The sequence below is a fragment of the Natrinema pallidum DSM 3751 genome, from assembly GCF_000337615.1.
GTDB lineage: Archaea > Halobacteriota > Halobacteria > Halobacteriales > Natrialbaceae > Natrinema > Natrinema pallidum.
Map to the genome: position 1 here is coordinate 99,517 of NZ_AOII01000020.1, position 15,583 is coordinate 115,099.

Below are 15,583 nucleotides of genomic sequence, written 5' to 3' on the forward strand. Positions count from 1 at the left end.
GTATACCTAAAGAAAGATGGCAGGAGCGGAGTCGGTCGGTGCGAACGCGGTGACTGAACAGCGGGACAGTTGGATAACGGGAACGCTCGTCCTCTTTTGTCTGATGAGTATGGTTGTCACGGTCGTTGCAGGCCTGATACAGGTAAGTTTCGGAGAGTACTCGATGACGGTTCTCGAGGCCTGGAAGGCAGTGTTCAACCCCGCGGTGATTTTTGACCTCAATGCCTGGGTATCGTTCCTGTTCGGCACCGAGCGGCCGGACATGAGCACCAACAGTATCGTCGTCTGGAACCTCCGGCTCCCGCGAGTATTCGTCGGGATCATTACCGGTGCGACGCTCGCGGTCTCGGGTGCAATCTTCCAGGCGGTGACACGAAACGAACTGGCGAGTCCGTTTATTCTGGGAGTCAGTTCCGGTGCCGGGTTCGCCGTACTGGCGACCCTCGTCGTGTTCAGCGGTTTCGCACCCTTCCTCCCGCTGATCGCGACTCTAGGGGGAACTCTCGCGTTCGGACTCGTCTACTCGATCGCGTGGAAAGGCGGAACGAGTCCCGTTCGACTCGTCCTCGCGGGCGTGATCGTCAACATGGTCTTCCAGTCGCTCCAGCAAGGGCTGTTTTTCTTCGCGGACGATCTGGGCGTCGTCCAGACGGCGATCGCTTGGATCACGGGCTCGCTGACGGGTACCGGATGGGAGGAAGTCAGAATCGCGATCCTGCCGGCAATTATCGCGATCGCGATCGCGCTCGCCGGTGCGCGCCAGTTGAACGTTCTGATGCTCGGCGAGAACACCGCCCGATCACTCGGTATGCGCGTCGAACGGGTGCGCTTTTTCCTCTCTGGCGTCGCCATTCTGGCTGCCAGTGTCGCCATTGCCGTCGCCGGCGTCGTCAGTTTCTTCGGCCTCGTCGTTCCCCACATCGTCAGGAACACGGTCGGCGGCGACTACCGACGGCTGATGGTCGGCTGCGTCTTCGCCGGCCCCGCACTGATGGTTACCGCCGACGTTGGTGCCCGGCTCGCGATGGGCGGAACACAGATGCCCGTCGGCGTCGTAACGGGCCTGATCGGCGGCCCGTACTTCCTCTATCTGATGCGGAAACAGCAATCGATGGGTGAACTATAATGGCACGCACACAGCGGAATACGGACCGGGAACGAACGCAAATCACCGACGACAACGGCATCGCAATCGAGAGCGCCCTGGTCGGCGACGGACTGGAACTCAGCTATCCGTCGAGCGACGGAACCGTCGTGGAATGCACTCGTCTCGACATCCCCGAGGAAGCGGTCACTGCACTCGTCGGACCGAACGGCAGCGGAAAGAGTACGCTCCTCAAGGCGCTCTCGAACCACCTCAAGCCGGACACCGGAACGGTACGGATACACGGCGAGGACCTCGACTCGTTCAGTCAGAAGGAGTTGGCCCGCGAACTGGGGGTCCTCTCGCAGGAAAACGATTCGCTGGGTTCGATCTCCGTCGAAGACCTCGTCTATCACGGTCGCTACCCGCACCGGGGGTTCTTCGACGGAGCCGATGAGGCGGATCATCGGGCCGTCGAACGAGCGATCGAGCTAGCCGGAATCGACGAGATCCGCGACACCGAACTCGGCCAGTTGAGTGGCGGGCAGAAACAGTTGGCCTGGATCGCGATGGTTCTGGCACAGGACACCGACGTCCTCCTGCTCGACGAACCGACGACGTTTCTCGATGTCCACCACCAGTTCCGCGTCCTCGAGACGATCCGCCAGTTGAACGAGGAGAAGGGCGTCACCGTCGCAGTCATCCTCCACGACATCGCACAGGCGGCCCGCTTCGCGGACTACCTGGTCGCCATGCACGACGGAAAATTGTACGACTGGGGACCGCCGGAGGAGGTGGTCACCGAACAGTTGCTCGCCGACGTATTCGCCATCGAAGCCACGGTCGAATACGAACCGGAACTGCAGGTCCTCCCCAAGCGAGCGCTCCCCGATCGGTGACCGGGCCGTCGGCAGTCGGAACAGTTTTGTATTTTTAGGCTAGCCTAAACAACAATGAGTGACGAACGCAGCGTAACGAGGCGTCACGTGCTTCGGACGGGAGGAGCGATCGCCGGTGTCGGCACGATGGCCGGCTGTCTCGATTCCCTCGGATCGTCCGGTGACGAGATCGAATACACGGTATCGATGCCGCCGGTCGGCGAAGTCGGGTTCCCGGAGGTCCCGGAAACGTGGGTCGCCAACAACGGGAGTTGGGCCGACATGGGGATCGCACTGGGACAGGATCCGCCCGAAGGTGTCTGGCTGCCGTCCCGATACCACACGCAGTATTACGACGAGATTCCCGACGTCAGCGTCGATAAAGAAGGGATGACGCGGATCTCCGACGACGGCGTCGATCCGGAGACGTTCTACGAAATGGACGGAGACGTCCACGTCATCGATCCCAACTTCCTGACGAACCGGTTCGGCGACGACGTCAGCGAAAGCGACGTCGAAGACATCGAAAACGATATCGGGCCGTTCTTCGGGAACAGCATCTTCTCGACCGGCTACCCGTGGCACGACGAGTATCGCTACCTGTCGCTGTACGATGCGTTCGGGAAACTCGCCGAGGTGTTCCAGGAAACCGAACGCTACGAGGCGTTCGTCGAGGTCTACGACGGGTTCCAGTCGAACGTCGAGGAGATCGTCCCGTCCGAGGGCGACCGACCGGAGGTCGCGATCATGTGGGCCGGCGAGAACGAGATGGAATCGTTTTCCCCATACCTGATCGGTGACGGGACGAGCTTCAAGCAGTGGCGTGACCTCCAGGTCAAGGACGCGTTCGCCAACACGGACGTGCGCGATTTCCACAGCACGCGCGGGAAGGTCGACTACGAAACGCTCCTCGAGATCGATCCCGAAATCATCCTGTTCCGCGGACAGGAGGACAAGACCGCCACGGAGTTCCAGGAGGCGGTCGTCTCACGGATGGAAAACGACGACACCGCACGCGAGTTGACGGCCGTCCAGAACGGTGATGTCTACCGTGGTGGCCCCCTCTATCAGGGCCCGATTACGACCCTCGTCGTCACGGAACGAGCGGCCAAACAGGTCTACGGCGTCGAGAACGAACTGTTCGACCGGCAGCGGGTCGGCGACATCGTCAACGGCGACTTCTGACCGACCGCTGGCTATCTACTGCGGTTCCGGCCGGTCGCCCGCTCGCCCCTCCGACGACTCTGCCGTGCTGTCGACCGCACCCGAATCGACCGCGTACTCGTCGTCCACAGGTGACTCGCGCTCGGTTTCCCCCGCGTCGGTCGGCTCGGTGGTGACCTCGAACGCCGACAGCGCGTCGGACAGTTCTCGTGCCCGATCGGACAGCGACGTGGCGGTGTGAGAGACCGCGACGAGCGAGGAGGTCTGTTCCTCCGCGGCCGCCGCGACCGTCTCCGCCTCCGCGCTGGTCTCCTCGCTGATCGCCGTCACGTCGTCGGTCATCGAGACGAGTTCCTGTGTCGCGCCGGCCTGTTGCTGGGTCGCCGCCGAAATCTCCTGAACGCCGTCGTTCGTCTCCTCGGCATACGCCGAAATCTCCTCGAGCGCCCCGACCGATGACGCGACCGCCGCCCGATGATCGGCGATCCGCTCGTTCGTCTCGCGGACCACGGTCGCCACCTGCGCTGTCTGATCGCTGACCCGCTCGAGGCGCTGCTCGATGTCTTCGGCCGCCGTCTGGGTGTCCGCTGCGAGGGACTTGACCTGATCGGCGACCGCGGTGAACTCCGCGTCCGTCGAACGCGAGCGTGCGGCCTCGATGCTCGCGTTGAGCGCGAGCATGTTCGTCTCGTTGGTGACGTCGCCGATGAACTCGAGCAGGTCGTCGATCGCTTCGATCTCCGCCTCGAGCTGGGTGACTTCCGCGACCGCGTCGTCGGCCTCCCGTTCGATGGCGTTCATCCCCTCGATCGCACGCCGGGCGGACTCGCGGGCGTCCGCGCTCGCGGTTGCGGTCTGCTCCGCAAGGGTCGCGACCTGCGACGAGGTCGCGGCGATCTCCGACGTTGTCATCGAGAGGTCGTCGATCTCGTCGCTGATCGCGGCGAGTTGGTCGCTCTGTTGCTCGGCCCCGTCGGCGATCTGTTGAACGGATGCCGTCACCTGCTCGGATGCGGATCGGACTTCCACGACGCCGTCCGCCGTCGATTCGGCCGCGTCGTCGACCGCATCGGCGAACGACCGCGTCGCGGCCACCGTCTCCTCGATGTCGTCCACCATCGCGTTGAACGCCGCCGCGACCGTTTGCATGGCCTCGCTGTCGGTGTCCGCCTCGAGTCGCCGAGTCAGGTCGCCGTCCGCGCAGGCCCGCATCGTCTCGCCGTACTCGTCGGCCGTCCGCTCGAGTTGCCGCGAGAATCGCTCGGACTCGGCGCGAGCCTGCTCGGCCTCGGCGCGTGCGGTTTCGGCCTCCTCGAGACGCTGGCGCAGGGAGCGCCGCATCCGGTCGATCGACCGGTGGAGATCGCCGAGTTCGTCGTGCCGGCTCGACTCGACCGGCTCGTCGAGTTCGCCGTCCTCGATCGCCGCCGCGCGGTCGGACAGGGCCCGCAACTCCCCGGCGGTGTTCCGGCCGACGGTCAGGCCGAGGACGACCATCCCCCCGAAAGTGACGGCGAGCATCGCGAGAATCCAGTTCGAGATCGTCGACTGGAGGGAGTACGCCTGTGATGCGGGGACCCGGGTCGTCAGCGTCCAGCCCTTGTCCCCGACCGCCGCGTAGCCGACGACGGTCTCGTCGCCTCCCTCCTCGGGCGATATCGTCCCCGTTTCGTTCCCGACGACCGCCGACTCCATCACATCGTCCTCGAGGAGCAGCGACCGATCCTCGGCGAGGACGACCGTTCCGTTCCCGTCAGCGACGATCACCTCGTCGGTTTCGTCGGCGCCGATCATGTACCGGGACAGCGACTCGAGGTCGACAACCCCGACGACGCGAGCCGACTCGCCGGGGACCCGGCTGACGGCGAGCATCGCTGGGCGGCCGTCGGCGGTTTCGAACGCCTCCGAAAAGACGACCTGTGACCCGTCCTCGCTCGCGGTCGAGAGTCGGTCGGCGACCGCGTCGCTCAGCCGGCCGTCATCGGTCAGGACCGTGTTCGTGCCGGCGTTAGCCTGCACCTCGCCCGTCTCGGTATCGACGTAATACGCGCCGTCGAACGCGGAGCGATCGGTCATTCGGTGTAACGCGTCCGTAATCGCGACCCGATCGTCGTTGCGAAAGGCGACCGAACGGGGCAGCGATCCGAGATACCGTTCGGTCGACCGAAACCAGATCTCGAGGCGGTCGGCGTCCCGTTGTGCGTCGGTGACGAGTTGCGATTCGACATCCGACTGAAGTTCCGCGCCGGTCCGTGCGTAGATACTCCCGCCGAACAGCCCCACGATGAGGACGATGACGACGAGCGCGGCGAGAAATCGCAACGCGTAGCTGCGACGAACGACCGGAATACCCTCCCATGGATTCGGATCCATCGAGTGGGACACTCGACGGGACCTGTATGTAAGTCGCTAAGAGTGTTATATACGCCTATAAATCACATGGGCTCGACCAGGGGGCGGTCCGCCGCGACCGACGAGACGGCCGCGAGCGGTCGAGACGAATCGCCCCAGTCCGAACCGCTGAAATACCGCCCCATCATAGAGGTGGTCGTGTCGAAGCAGGTCCAGCAGGTCGAAACGATCTTTTGTCACGAGACGGGCGACGACTATCTCGTCGTCGTCGAACGTGACGGCAAACGGCTGTTCCGCGCGAAACTCGGACTTTCGGAGACCTCCGCCGGCCCCCGGCCCGCGAAGTTCCGGCTCAAGGAGGGCTCGAGCGAAGAGCCCCGCCAACCCGACGAGTTCGTCGAACTCGCCCGCCGAGCCAAGCGGCTGCGCATCTCCGAACAGACCTCCGCCGACGGTCGTCGCGACCTCCGAGAGATGTTCGCGGGCTACCAACTCGAGGACAAACTCAAGACCGTCCGGACCTGTCGGTACTGTGCCGGCGCGGGCCGATACTCCCCGATCACGACCGATACCGCGGTCAAGGACGACAACGACTGGATCTGCCGGGACTGCGCTCGACAGGAACTCGAGCGCCAGCTCTCCTTTTCGGGCGGCGGAGCGGTATCGGGCGCCGCCAAGGACCGCTTAGAGGACCTCATGATGGAGGTCCAGGACCTCGAGCGGATCGTCAATCTGCTCAAGGGCCAGCTCGATCCGGACCTGACGAAGTTCGATACCATCTCGGCGACGACCGACGAGGTCGATCCCGTTCGGACGGACTCGCTGAACCTCCACCCCGGCCTGCAGGACCTGCTCGAGGACCGGTTCGATACCCTGCTGCCGGTCCAGAGCCTCTCGGTCGAGCACGGCCTGTTCGACGGCGACGACCAGCTCGTGGTGTCGGCGACGGCGACCGGGAAGACGCTCGTCGGCGAACTGGCGGGGATCAACCGCGTGTTGAACGACAAGGGGACGATGCTCTTTCTCGTCCCCCTGGTCGCGCTGGCCAACCAGAAGTACGAGGACTTTCAGGACGAGTACGGCCACCTCGTCGACGTCTCGATTCGCGTGGGCGCGAGCCGCGTCGCCGACGAGGGCGAACGGTTCGACCCCAACGCCGATGTCATCGTCGGCACCTACGAAGGGATCGACCACGCCCTGCGGACGGGCAAGAACATGGGCGACATCGGAACCGTCGTCATCGACGAGGTCCACACCCTCAAGGAAGAGGATCGGGGCCACCGGCTCGACGGCCTCATCTCCCGGTTGAAGTACACCTGCGAACAGCGCACCAAGCGACGGGACGACTACGGCGGCGCACAGTGGGTTTACCTCTCGGCAACCGTCGGCAACCCCGAACAGCTCACCGAAGCGCTCGAGGCGACGCTCATCGAGTTCGAAGAACGGCCGGTGCCGATCGAGCGCCACGTCACCTTCGCCGACGGGCAGGAGAAGGTCCGCGTCGAGAACAAACTCGTCAGACGCGAGTTCGACAGCGAATCCTCCAAGGGGTATCGCGGGCAGACGATCGTTTTCACGAACTCCCGCCGGCGCTGTCACGAGATTTCACGGAAACTCGACTACTCGGCCGCGCCGTACCACGCCGGACTCGATTACAAACGCCGGAAGGAAGTCGAACGTAAATTCGGCGACCAGGAACTCTCCGCAGTCGTCACGACCGCCGCGCTCGCGGCCGGGGTCGACTTCCCCGCCTCGCAGGTCATCTTCGACTCGCTGGCCATGGGCATCGAGTGGCTCTCCGTCCAGGAGTTCCACCAGATGCTCGGCCGCGCAGGGCGGCCCGACTACCACGACAAGGGCAAAGTGTACGTCCTCGTCGAACCCGAGACGGTCTATCACAACTCGATGGAGATGACCGAGGACGAAGTCGCGTTCAAACTGCTCAAAGGGGAGATGGAGTCGGTCATGACCCACTACGACGAGGCCGCCGCCGTCGAGGAGACGCTGGCGAACATCACCGTCGGCGGGAAAGCCACAAAGGCGCTCAACGACCGCATGCTCGGCGAGATCCCAACCAAACACGCCGTCGGGAAACTCCTCGAGTACGATTTCATCGACGGCTTCGAACCCACACCGCTGGGACGGGTCGTCACCGAACACTTCCTGGAGCCCGGTCAGGCGTTCATGCTCATCGACGGCATCCGAAAGGACGCCCATCCTTACGAGCTCGTCGCGGACCTCGAGCTACGCGAAACCGAACTGTAGCGGTCCGGGGTCCGATCCGGATCGGCCGCGATCCGTCGGCCGCAGCCTCCGCTGGTTTCACGGCTCCGCCGCCGGCCGGAACGCTCGGAACGGACGGCACCGATCGACGGCCGGCGACGGGGAGCCTACACTGTCATCGTGGCGCGAGTACGCCACCCGTGGGCGAAGCGGCGGCGAACGTCCCGCTCGATCACCCGAAGCGCGAGGAGCCAGACACCCGGACGCGGCGGTCATCACAGTATCCTCGCCGTCGAACCGGCCCGACCGGCGACGATCTGAGTCGGGACCGAACCGGAGCGGGGCACCGACGCTACTGATACGGAGATCGTACACACTTCGGACAGCAGTGGCCCAGCCTCGAGCGCCTCTCAAAGCACGAAGGCAACCTCGAGCAGCGAGCAGCCGATGACGAGTATCGAACCCGGAACACCACCGATCGCGACGATCGCGATGACGACCGGCGTCACTGCGATCGCGAGACCGAAGGCGGCCTGTGCGACGTACAATACCACGAGTCCAACCACCGCATTGACGATGAACGGACTAACCGCACGGACGAATCGCGCTGCAGCCAGGACGGCGACGAGCACGAGACTCAAAAGCAGTATCTCGAGGCCGGTCATACCGGCGCTACCACGGTCGCAGTGAAAACCGTTCGGTCCGTTCCTATCAACTATCAGTCAGCGACGGGATTCGACCGATCCCGATGACGACTCCACGGACAGGTACCGTCGCGGGATAACGAAACCCTTTATCATGTGCGACCGGTATGGAGTGATACGGGATCGTGGGTTAGCTTGGTATACTTCGGGCCTTGGGTGCCCGTGACCCCGGTTCAAATCCGGGCGATCCCATATTTCTGCTGCGAGCAAGTTCGCGAGCAACTGAAATCCGATAGTGTCCGGACTTGCGGGAGACCGTGGTTCCGTGCACACCGCAGGTTCTCGAGCGGCAGTCAAATCGGGACGACTCGATCATGACCCTGCCTATTACGAGAGGTTCTCCCTGTCCACGTTCATAACAGATACGTCACATCATCAAAGACATTTGGAGACGTTTCTTCATGGCGGTAAAGAATCCCCAGCGACGGCACTGCGGTCCGTCCTACTCCCACTTTCTTTTGGGCCGGTGCCGATGACGAGAGTCGCGGACATAGTGTCCTGACCACCGATCCCCACCGTCTTGCTACGCGTCGTGCCGAAAGACGGTCGTTCCCCTGCTATTGGCGGTCGCAATCGGAAAGGTCAAATTGATCGAATATACAATCAGAACCACATGAAAGCTAAGCGACGGACTATTATCAAAAGCATGGGAACACTTCCAATAGCTGCACTTGCCGGGTGTCTCGGTGGCGGACTGGAGGTCGAAAGCGTGACTTCACGGGATACCGTGGCTGGAAACGTGATCGTGACCGCCCGGGTGACGAACGACAGTAGTTCCCCGGAATCGGGAACGCTCCTTGCAGAAGTCGATGTCCAGAACGGAGAAATGTATACCCACCGGAAGGACATTACCGTCGACGGTGATGGGTCGGAGACGTTCGAAATCAAGTTCGATATCCCGATGGGCGACTCCCTGTCGGGCTTTCAGTACGACTACGATGCGAAAATAGAATAACGACCCGAAGCCGGTTCGATCACTCGTCGAACCTGAAGCCGAACTGGCACCCTTTCCCTTCCTTTCTCGACCGGAAACCGATGGTCGGCTGTTTCCGGGTCGGGGGCCACTATCATTCCGTCCGTTCCGTGGCTTCGTTCCCGCACAGCGAGCGGGACGAACAGCCAGCGAGACGTCGGAAGCCCAGCCCTTTATTTCACTCGAGAGACGGTCCCGGCGGTTCCTGGGACCGCCCTCACTACACGACCGGTCAGTGGCCAGCCGCAGCGGATTACTCGATTCGAGTGAAGGTTCCGTCACCGCAGACGCAGTCTACGCTCGTACCGAGCGGCCGAACGGAGCCGTCCCGTTCGATTTCGGCGACGAGGATCGCATCGCAGTTCTCGCATCGGACCGCGGCCCGTGTCCGTTCGGAGTGGGTCGACATGGATCTCAATGACGAGTCTACGTGGCTATCACTGTCATTCCAAAATGTGAATGGCGGTCGGTACGGACTGAGCCGCCGAATCGGTCCGTCCCAGCGCCGTCCCCCCTCATGCAGCGCCGACGCGTCACGGAGGTATTTTGGCCGATCGAAGCGCTCGGCGTCGCCCACGGTCTCGTCGACGGGCGCAACGGTGAGGGTGAGTCACGGACGCGCCAGCGCAGCCGTCTCGAGTTGCTGTGTGAACGGGACACGAGATCAGTTCCGCCCCGGTATACGACCATTTATACCGGATGGCAGCCCTAGGGAGGTGCAATGGCGCAAGCGGGAAATTCCGAACTCGTCGACTCTTTCGAGCAGTTCTTCCGCAACTATTACGACAACGAGATCAAGCAGCTTGCGCAGCAGTATCCCAACGAACAGCGCTCGCTCCACGTCGATTGGCAGGACCTCTATCGGTTCGATCCCGACCTCGCGGACGACTTCATCAATCAGCCCGAACAGCTCCAGCGCTACGCCGAAGAGGCGCTGCGGCTCTACGACCTCCCGATCGACGTCAGCCTCGGCCAGGCACACGTCCGGGTCCGGAACCTCCCCGAGACGGAGTCACCCGAGATCCGGGAGATCCGCGCCCGGGATATGAACTCCCTCGTTCAGGTCCACGGCATCGTCAGGAAAGCGACCGACGTCCGCCCGAAAATAGAGGAAGCCGCCTTCGAGTGCCAGCTCTGTGGCACCCTCACGCGGGTCCCCCAGTCCAGCGGCGACTTTCAGGAACCCCACGAGTGTCAGGGCTGTGAACGGCAGGGCCCCTTCCGCGTCAATTTCGACCAGTCCGAGTTCGTCGACTCACAGAAGCTCCGGGTCCAGGAGAGTCCCGAAGGACTGCGGGGCGGGGAAACCCCACAGGCCCTCGACATCAACATCGAAGACGACATCACCGGCGAGGTCACGCCCGGCGACCACGTCTCCGCGACCGGCGTCCTCCGCCTCGAGCAACAGGGCGACCAACAGGAGAAGTCGCCCGTCTTCGACTTCTACATGGAGGGCATGTCCGTCGAGATCGACGAAGAGCAGTTCGAGGACATGGACATCACCGGCGAGGACAAAGCGGAGATCGTCCGACTCTCGAGTTCCGAGGGAATCTACGAGAAGATGGTCGCCTCCATCGCCCCCTCGATCTACGGCTACGATCAGGAGAAGCTCTCGATGATCCTCCAGTTGTTCTCGGGCGTCACGAAGCAGTTGCCCGACGGCTCGCGGATCCGGGGCGACCTGCACATGCTTCTGATCGGGGACCCCGGTACTGGCAAATCGCAGATGCTGGCATATATCGAGAACATCGCGCCGCGGGCCGTCTACACCTCCGGGAAAGGGTCGTCCTCGGCGGGTCTCACCGCCGCCGCCGTTCGCGACGACTTCGGCGACGGCCAGCAGTGGAGCCTCGAGGCCGGTGCGCTCGTCCTCGCCGATCAGGGGATCGCGGCGATCGACGAACTCGATAAAATGAGAAGCGAGGATCGGAGTGCCATGCACGAGGCCCTCGAGCAACAGAAGATTTCGGTCTCGAAGGCGGGGATCAACGCTACGCTCAAGTCCCGCTGTTCGCTGCTGGGCGCGGCAAACCCGAAGTACGGCCGCTTCGACCAGTACGAACCGATCAGCGAGCAGATCGACCTCGAGCCGGCGTTGATCTCGCGGTTCGACCTGATCTTTACCGTGACGGATACGCCCGACGAGGAGAAAGACCGCAACCTCGCGGAACACATCATCACGACCAACTACGCCGGCGAGTTGACGACCCAACGCGAGGAGATGAACCAACTCGAGGTCAGTCAGGGCGAGATCGACGAGATGACCGAGCAGGTCGATCCGGAGATCGACGCGGAACTCCTGCGCAAGTACATCGCGTACGCGAAACAGAACTGCCACCCGCGGATGACCGAGGAAGCCCGCAACGCGATCCGCGATTTCTACGTCGATCTCCGGTCGAAGGGGACCGACGAGGACGCGGCGGTCCCCGTCACGGCCCGCAAACTCGAGGCGCTGGTGCGGTTGTCGGAGGCCAGCGCCCGCGTTCGACTGTCGGATACGGTTGAGCAAAGCGACGCCGAACGGGTCATCGAAATCGTTCGCTCGTGTCTACAGGACGTGGGGGTCGACCCCGAGACCGGCGAGTTCGACGCGGACATCGTCGAGGCGGGGACCTCGAAGTCCCAGCGCGACCGGATCAAGAACCTCAAACAGCTCATCAGCGACATCGAAGAGGAGTACGACGACGGCGCACCGGTCGATATCGTCATGGAACGGGCCGACGAGATCGGGATGGACCAGTCCAAGGCCGAACACGAGATCGACAAACTCAAACAGAAAGGCGAGGTCTACGAGCCGAGTACGGACACGCTCCGGACGACGTAGCTACCGACCGTCCGCACAGACGCAGTCCAGACTCCGTCGCTTTCCGGCCGTGAGCGATCGGCGGCGGGTATCGGGATCGGAGCGACTAACGGATGTCCGTCGGCCCACGGGTCGAGAGCGACCCGTCCGTCCCGGTCAGAGACGGCTCGAGGCAGCGTAGTCAGAGTTCGTTGATGTTCGTCACGGTCGACCGAATCGTTACCGCTGCGACGTCGGCGACCTCCGCCGCGGCGGTCTGGGTGAGTGATGGCCACTCATCCCGTTCGCCGGCGGCCTTGTAGAGACAACCCGCGGCGACCCCGCTGGGATTGCGGCCGCCGATCAACCCCGCCTCGAGCAGGGCGTCGACGTGTTCGCGGGCGCGGCGCTCGACGGCCGAGCCGAGGTCGAGTTTCGAGGCGTACCGCGGCAGGTACTGCGTGGGATCGATCGGACCCGTCGGCAGCCCGAGTTCGCGGTTCAGCGCATCGTAGGCGACCTCGAGTTCGTCGCCGTCGGCGCGAGCCACGTCGGCGATTTCGTCGATGGTCCGTGGGACCGAACGCGTCCGACAGATCGCGTAGATCGCGGCGGCAGCAAAGCCCTCGAGCGACCGGCCCTGAAAGAGCCCGTCGGACTGAGCGGACTCGAAGAGGACACAGGCCTGTTCTCTCGTGGAGTCGGGCAGGGAGAGCAACGCGGTGATCCGCCTGATTTCGGCGAACCCGTAGACCTGATTTCGCTCCGCTTTCGAAGAGATCCGTGCACGATTGTGCTCGCGGCGGAGCCGGGCGATCTGTCGGCGTTTGCGACCGGTGAGCCGAGAACGGTACCCCGAATCCGAGCCGGACCCGTACCCGATCTCCGTCGAGAGACCCCGGTCGTGTCTCGAGCGAGTGAGCGGCGCGCCGGTTCGACGCCGATCGGTGTCGTCGTCCTCGAACGACCGCCATTCGGGTCCGCGGTCGATCGCGTCTTCCGCGGAGACCAACCCGCACTGTTCACAGACGATTTCAGTACCCTCCCTCCGTAATCTGCCGTCACACTCGGGGCAGATCGCAGCCGAATCGGAATCTGCCATTGGTTATTACCTTCTACATTCGGTTCTCCTGGCTTCATATTTAAAGTATTGGAATAGATAAATGATTCGTGGAGAGCCGGCGAGCGCAGGCCGAACGGGGGCGGTTATCGGTTGATAAGTCGTGAGAGCAGGGTCTGTGAGTTCGACGACGACCGCGACGACTCCGCCCGCTCGGCCAACAGGCGTTCGTACTGATCGATCACGGCCTGTCGGCGGCTTTCGCTCGTTTCCAACGCGTCCTCGAGCGCGGCGATCCGAGCGTGGAGTCGGGTCCGTTCGATCTCGTAGGACAGCGGTCGTTCACGACGGCCCGAATCGAGGGGGGCGTGACGCGACGGGCCATCATCGACGCGGTTCGACTCGAGGGTCGAACGCGAGCGATCGATTCGAATCCGTTGATCGGCGGGGATGGGAAAACCGGAGCCTCGTCGTTCGGCGGACATGGGACGCGTTCGGTTTCGGTCCCGACCCGGAAAAAGCTCAGTCAGTCGGGTGTCAGACGCGTCCGACGCGGGTCGTGCGTCCGACCGACGTTACTCCGCGAGTTGCTCGAGCACGCCGTCGGTATCGGCCGGGACGGGTTCGGGCTCGCGACCGGCGGCGGCCGCGGCGTCGGGGTCCTTGAGCAGGTGGCCGGTCGTGAGACAGGCGACGCGTTCGTCGTCGTCGACGACGCCCTCGGCTCGGAGCTTTCGGAGGCCGGCGACGGAGGCGGCGGAGGCGGGCTCGACGCCGATCCCTTCCCCGGCGATGTCGCGCTGGGCCGCGGTGATCTCCGCGTCGGAGACCGCGACGGCGGTGCCGCCGGTCTCGCGAATCCCGGGCAGTGCCTTCGGCGCGTTGACCGGGTTGCCGATCCGGATCGCGGTCGCACGAGTCTCGACGTCCTCCCAGCGGCGGACCTCGTCGGCCCCGTTCTCGATCGCCTCGACCATCGGGGCCGCACCCTCGGCCTGGACGCCGGTCAGTTTCGGCACGTCGGCCTCGTCGAGTGCGCCGGCCTGGACGAGTTCGCGGAAGGCCTTGTACAGCGCCGACGTGTTGCCCGCATTGCCGACGGGTAACACGATTCGATCCGGAACGGTGTCGTAGTCCGCGAGGAACCCCTCGAGAATTTCGAGGCCGATCGTCTTCTGGCCCTCGAGCCGGAACGGGTTCAGCGAGTTCAGCAGGTAGGCCTCGCCCTGGCCCGCGAGGTCCTGAACGATGTCGAGACAGGTATCGAAGTTGCCGTCGACCTCGAGAATGCGCGCACCGTGGAGACTCGCCTGGGCGATCTTCCCGGCGGCGACCTTGCCGGCGGGGAGGAGCACGAGCGTCTGCATCCCGCCTCGGGAGCCGTACGCGGCGAGGGCCGCACTGGTGTTCCCCGTCGATGCGCACGCGAGCCGACCGACGCCGAGTTCCTTCGCGACCCGCACGCCGACGGTCATGCCGCGATCCTTGAACGAGCCCGTCGGGTTCATCCCCTCGTGTTTGATCCGCAGGGCTTCGATACCGATCTCGTCTTCGAGACGGGGGACCTCGTACAGCGGCGTCGCGCCCTCCTGAATCGAGACGCCGGCCTCGAAGGGTAAGGCGTCGGCGTAGCGCCAGACGCCGCGTCCATCGAAGTCGTCGAAGGTCGGAAGATCGGCGTATCGGACCTCGAGCAGTCCGTCACACTCGTCGCAGGTGTATCGAACGTCGTCGAACGGAGCGAACGTCTCGCCGCACTCGATACACTCGAGCCAGACGCCGTCGTCGGCGTCGTCGGGTCGTTCCGGCCGCTCGGCCGAGAGATTGAGACTCATTGTCGGGCAGAGGGAGGCGACGTGCAAAAAGCAAGTGGATTCGGCAGTACACCCGGTCACCGGACGGCAGTCCCACGTGTCGTCGACTTCCGCGCCGGCCACATAGTCGCCATCGAATCGTGGTCCGGCCGCCGTTCGACAAGCAGCGGCGTGTTCGTCGCCGGCCCCGACCACGACTGACGCACGAGCGGCGATCGGAGTCGCCGCATGCCGTTCCCATCATATGGAAACGTTACTAGAGGTATATTCGAATATCGTACCACGCACCACGTATGGCCACCGAACGCAGTCAACACGTCGATCGATCGCTCGTCGTCTACTCGTACTGGCCGTACGCGATCCTCCTCGGCGGGATTGTGGGGGCCATCAGACCGATGTTGACCATACTCGGTGACGTGGGGCCGACCGCGGGCGTCCTCACGACGCTGCCCGAGTTTCAGCTATGGTGGGTGATCCATATCGGCTACAGCGCCGTCTTCGGTGCCGGGTACGGCCTCATCGCGTACCACCTGTCTCTTATACACATCT

11 protein-coding genes, 1 tRNA gene and 1 pseudogene are annotated in these 15,583 nt (G+C 63.8%); 8 read left to right on the forward strand and 5 right to left on the reverse strand.

Going from position 1 to position 15,583, the window contains the following annotated elements; translation table 11 throughout:
* Window positions 1–16: 16 nt before the first annotated feature.
* From C487_RS02185 to C487_RS02195, 3 genes are read left to right on the forward strand one after another with little or no spacing between them, the layout of a single operon-like run.
* Window positions 17–1,126 carry a FecCD family ABC transporter permease gene (locus C487_RS02185; protein WP_006184030.1) on the forward strand — a complete coding sequence of 370 codons (1,110 nt, stop codon included), beginning with the start codon at window positions 17–19 and terminating at the stop codon, window positions 1,124–1,126.
* On the forward strand, window positions 1,126–1,983 hold the full coding sequence (locus tag C487_RS02190) for an ABC transporter ATP-binding protein (protein WP_006184031.1): 858 nt from the start codon (window positions 1,126–1,128) through the stop codon (window positions 1,981–1,983). Before C487_RS02185 ends, C487_RS02190 begins: the two co-directional genes overlap by 1 nt.
* A gap of 54 nt (window positions 1,984–2,037) precedes the next feature.
* A complete protein-coding gene (locus tag C487_RS02195; protein ID WP_049907796.1) occupies window positions 2,038–3,147 on the forward strand; it encodes an ABC transporter substrate-binding protein in 1,110 nt (369 codons plus the stop codon).
* Window positions 3,148–3,162: 15 nt separating this feature from the next.
* Here C487_RS02195 and C487_RS02200 read toward each other — a convergent pair whose 3' ends face one another.
* Window positions 3,163–5,499 (reverse strand): methyl-accepting chemotaxis protein, encoded by a 2,337-nt coding sequence (locus C487_RS02200; RefSeq protein ID WP_006184033.1) that lies wholly within the window; start codon window positions 5,497–5,499, stop codon window positions 3,163–3,165.
* 177 nt (window positions 5,500–5,676) lie between these two features.
* Between C487_RS02200 and C487_RS02205 the strand changes: the two genes are divergently transcribed.
* Window positions 5,677–7,743 (forward strand): DEAD/DEAH box helicase, encoded by a 2,067-nt coding sequence (locus C487_RS02205; RefSeq protein ID WP_006184034.1) that lies wholly within the window; start codon window positions 5,677–5,679, stop codon window positions 7,741–7,743.
* A gap of 368 nt (window positions 7,744–8,111) precedes the next feature.
* Here C487_RS02205 and C487_RS02210 read toward each other — a convergent pair whose 3' ends face one another.
* Window positions 8,112–8,366, reverse strand: a complete 255-nt coding sequence (locus C487_RS02210; protein WP_006184035.1) for a pro-sigmaK processing inhibitor BofA family protein — start codon at window positions 8,364–8,366, stop codon at window positions 8,112–8,114.
* 158 nt (window positions 8,367–8,524) lie between these two features.
* On the opposite strand from C487_RS02210, the gene C487_RS02215 reads away from it, so the two are divergent.
* From C487_RS02215 to C487_RS02230, 3 genes are all read left to right on the forward strand, one after another.
* Window positions 8,525–8,597: transfer RNA gene (locus C487_RS02215), tRNA-Pro, on the forward strand.
* 517 nt (window positions 8,598–9,114) lie between these two features.
* On the forward strand, window positions 9,115–9,360 hold the full coding sequence (locus C487_RS02220) for a hypothetical protein (protein WP_152422455.1): 246 nt from the start codon (window positions 9,115–9,117) through the stop codon (window positions 9,358–9,360).
* Window positions 9,361–10,099: 739 nt separating this feature from the next.
* Complete coding sequence (locus C487_RS02230) at window positions 10,100–12,202, forward strand: minichromosome maintenance protein MCM (RefSeq protein WP_006184038.1); 2,103 nt, start codon at window positions 10,100–10,102, stop codon at window positions 12,200–12,202.
* A 160-nt stretch (window positions 12,203–12,362) separates the two neighbouring features.
* Here the strand turns inward: C487_RS02230 and C487_RS02235 are convergent, their stop codons facing one another.
* The 3 genes from C487_RS02235 to thrC all read right to left on the reverse strand — a co-directional run bounded on the left by C487_RS02235 (window position 12,363) and on the right by thrC (window position 15,055).
* Complete coding sequence (locus C487_RS02235; RefSeq protein WP_049907801.1) at window positions 12,363–13,262, reverse strand: transcription initiation factor IIB; 900 nt, start codon at window positions 13,260–13,262, stop codon at window positions 12,363–12,365.
* A 104-nt stretch (window positions 13,263–13,366) separates the two neighbouring features.
* Complete coding sequence (locus C487_RS02240) at window positions 13,367–13,705, reverse strand: hypothetical protein (protein WP_006184040.1); 339 nt, start codon at window positions 13,703–13,705, stop codon at window positions 13,367–13,369.
* Between the two features lie 90 nt (window positions 13,706–13,795).
* A complete protein-coding gene (gene thrC, locus C487_RS02245) occupies window positions 13,796–15,055 on the reverse strand; it encodes a threonine synthase (RefSeq protein ID WP_006184041.1) in 1,260 nt (419 codons plus the stop codon).
* A gap of 272 nt (window positions 15,056–15,327) precedes the next feature.
* On the opposite strand from thrC, the pseudogene C487_RS02250 reads away from it, so the two are divergent.
* Window positions 15,328–15,583: pseudogene (locus C487_RS02250) on the forward strand (hypothetical protein); the annotation flags it as partial.

What these genes read in the sequence shown, in the direction of transcription:
- C487_RS02190 (WP_006184031.1), top strand. Translation starts at nt 1,126, where the DNA reads ATGGCACGCACACAGCGGAATACGGACCGGGAACGAACGCAAATCACC.
- C487_RS02185 (WP_006184030.1), top strand. Translation starts at nt 17, where the DNA reads ATGGCAGGAGCGGAGTCGGTCGGTGCGAACGCGGTGACTGAACAGCGG.
- C487_RS02230 (WP_006184038.1), top strand. Translation starts at nt 10,100, where the DNA reads ATGGCGCAAGCGGGAAATTCCGAACTCGTCGACTCTTTCGAGCAGTTC.
- C487_RS02195 (WP_049907796.1), top strand. Translation starts at nt 2,038, where the DNA reads ATGAGTGACGAACGCAGCGTAACGAGGCGTCACGTGCTTCGGACGGGA.
- C487_RS02240 (WP_006184040.1), bottom strand. Translation starts at nt 13,705, where the DNA reads ATGTCCGCCGAACGACGAGGCTCCGGTTTTCCCATCCCCGCCGATCAA.
- C487_RS02235 (WP_049907801.1), bottom strand. Translation starts at nt 13,262, where the DNA reads ATGGCAGATTCCGATTCGGCTGCGATCTGCCCCGAGTGTGACGGCAGA.
- C487_RS02200 (WP_006184033.1), bottom strand. Translation starts at nt 5,499, where the DNA reads ATGGATCCGAATCCATGGGAGGGTATTCCGGTCGTTCGTCGCAGCTAC.
- thrC (WP_006184041.1), bottom strand. Translation starts at nt 15,055, where the DNA reads ATGAGTCTCAATCTCTCGGCCGAGCGGCCGGAACGACCCGACGACGCC.
- C487_RS02210 (WP_006184035.1), bottom strand. Translation starts at nt 8,366, where the DNA reads ATGACCGGCCTCGAGATACTGCTTTTGAGTCTCGTGCTCGTCGCCGTC.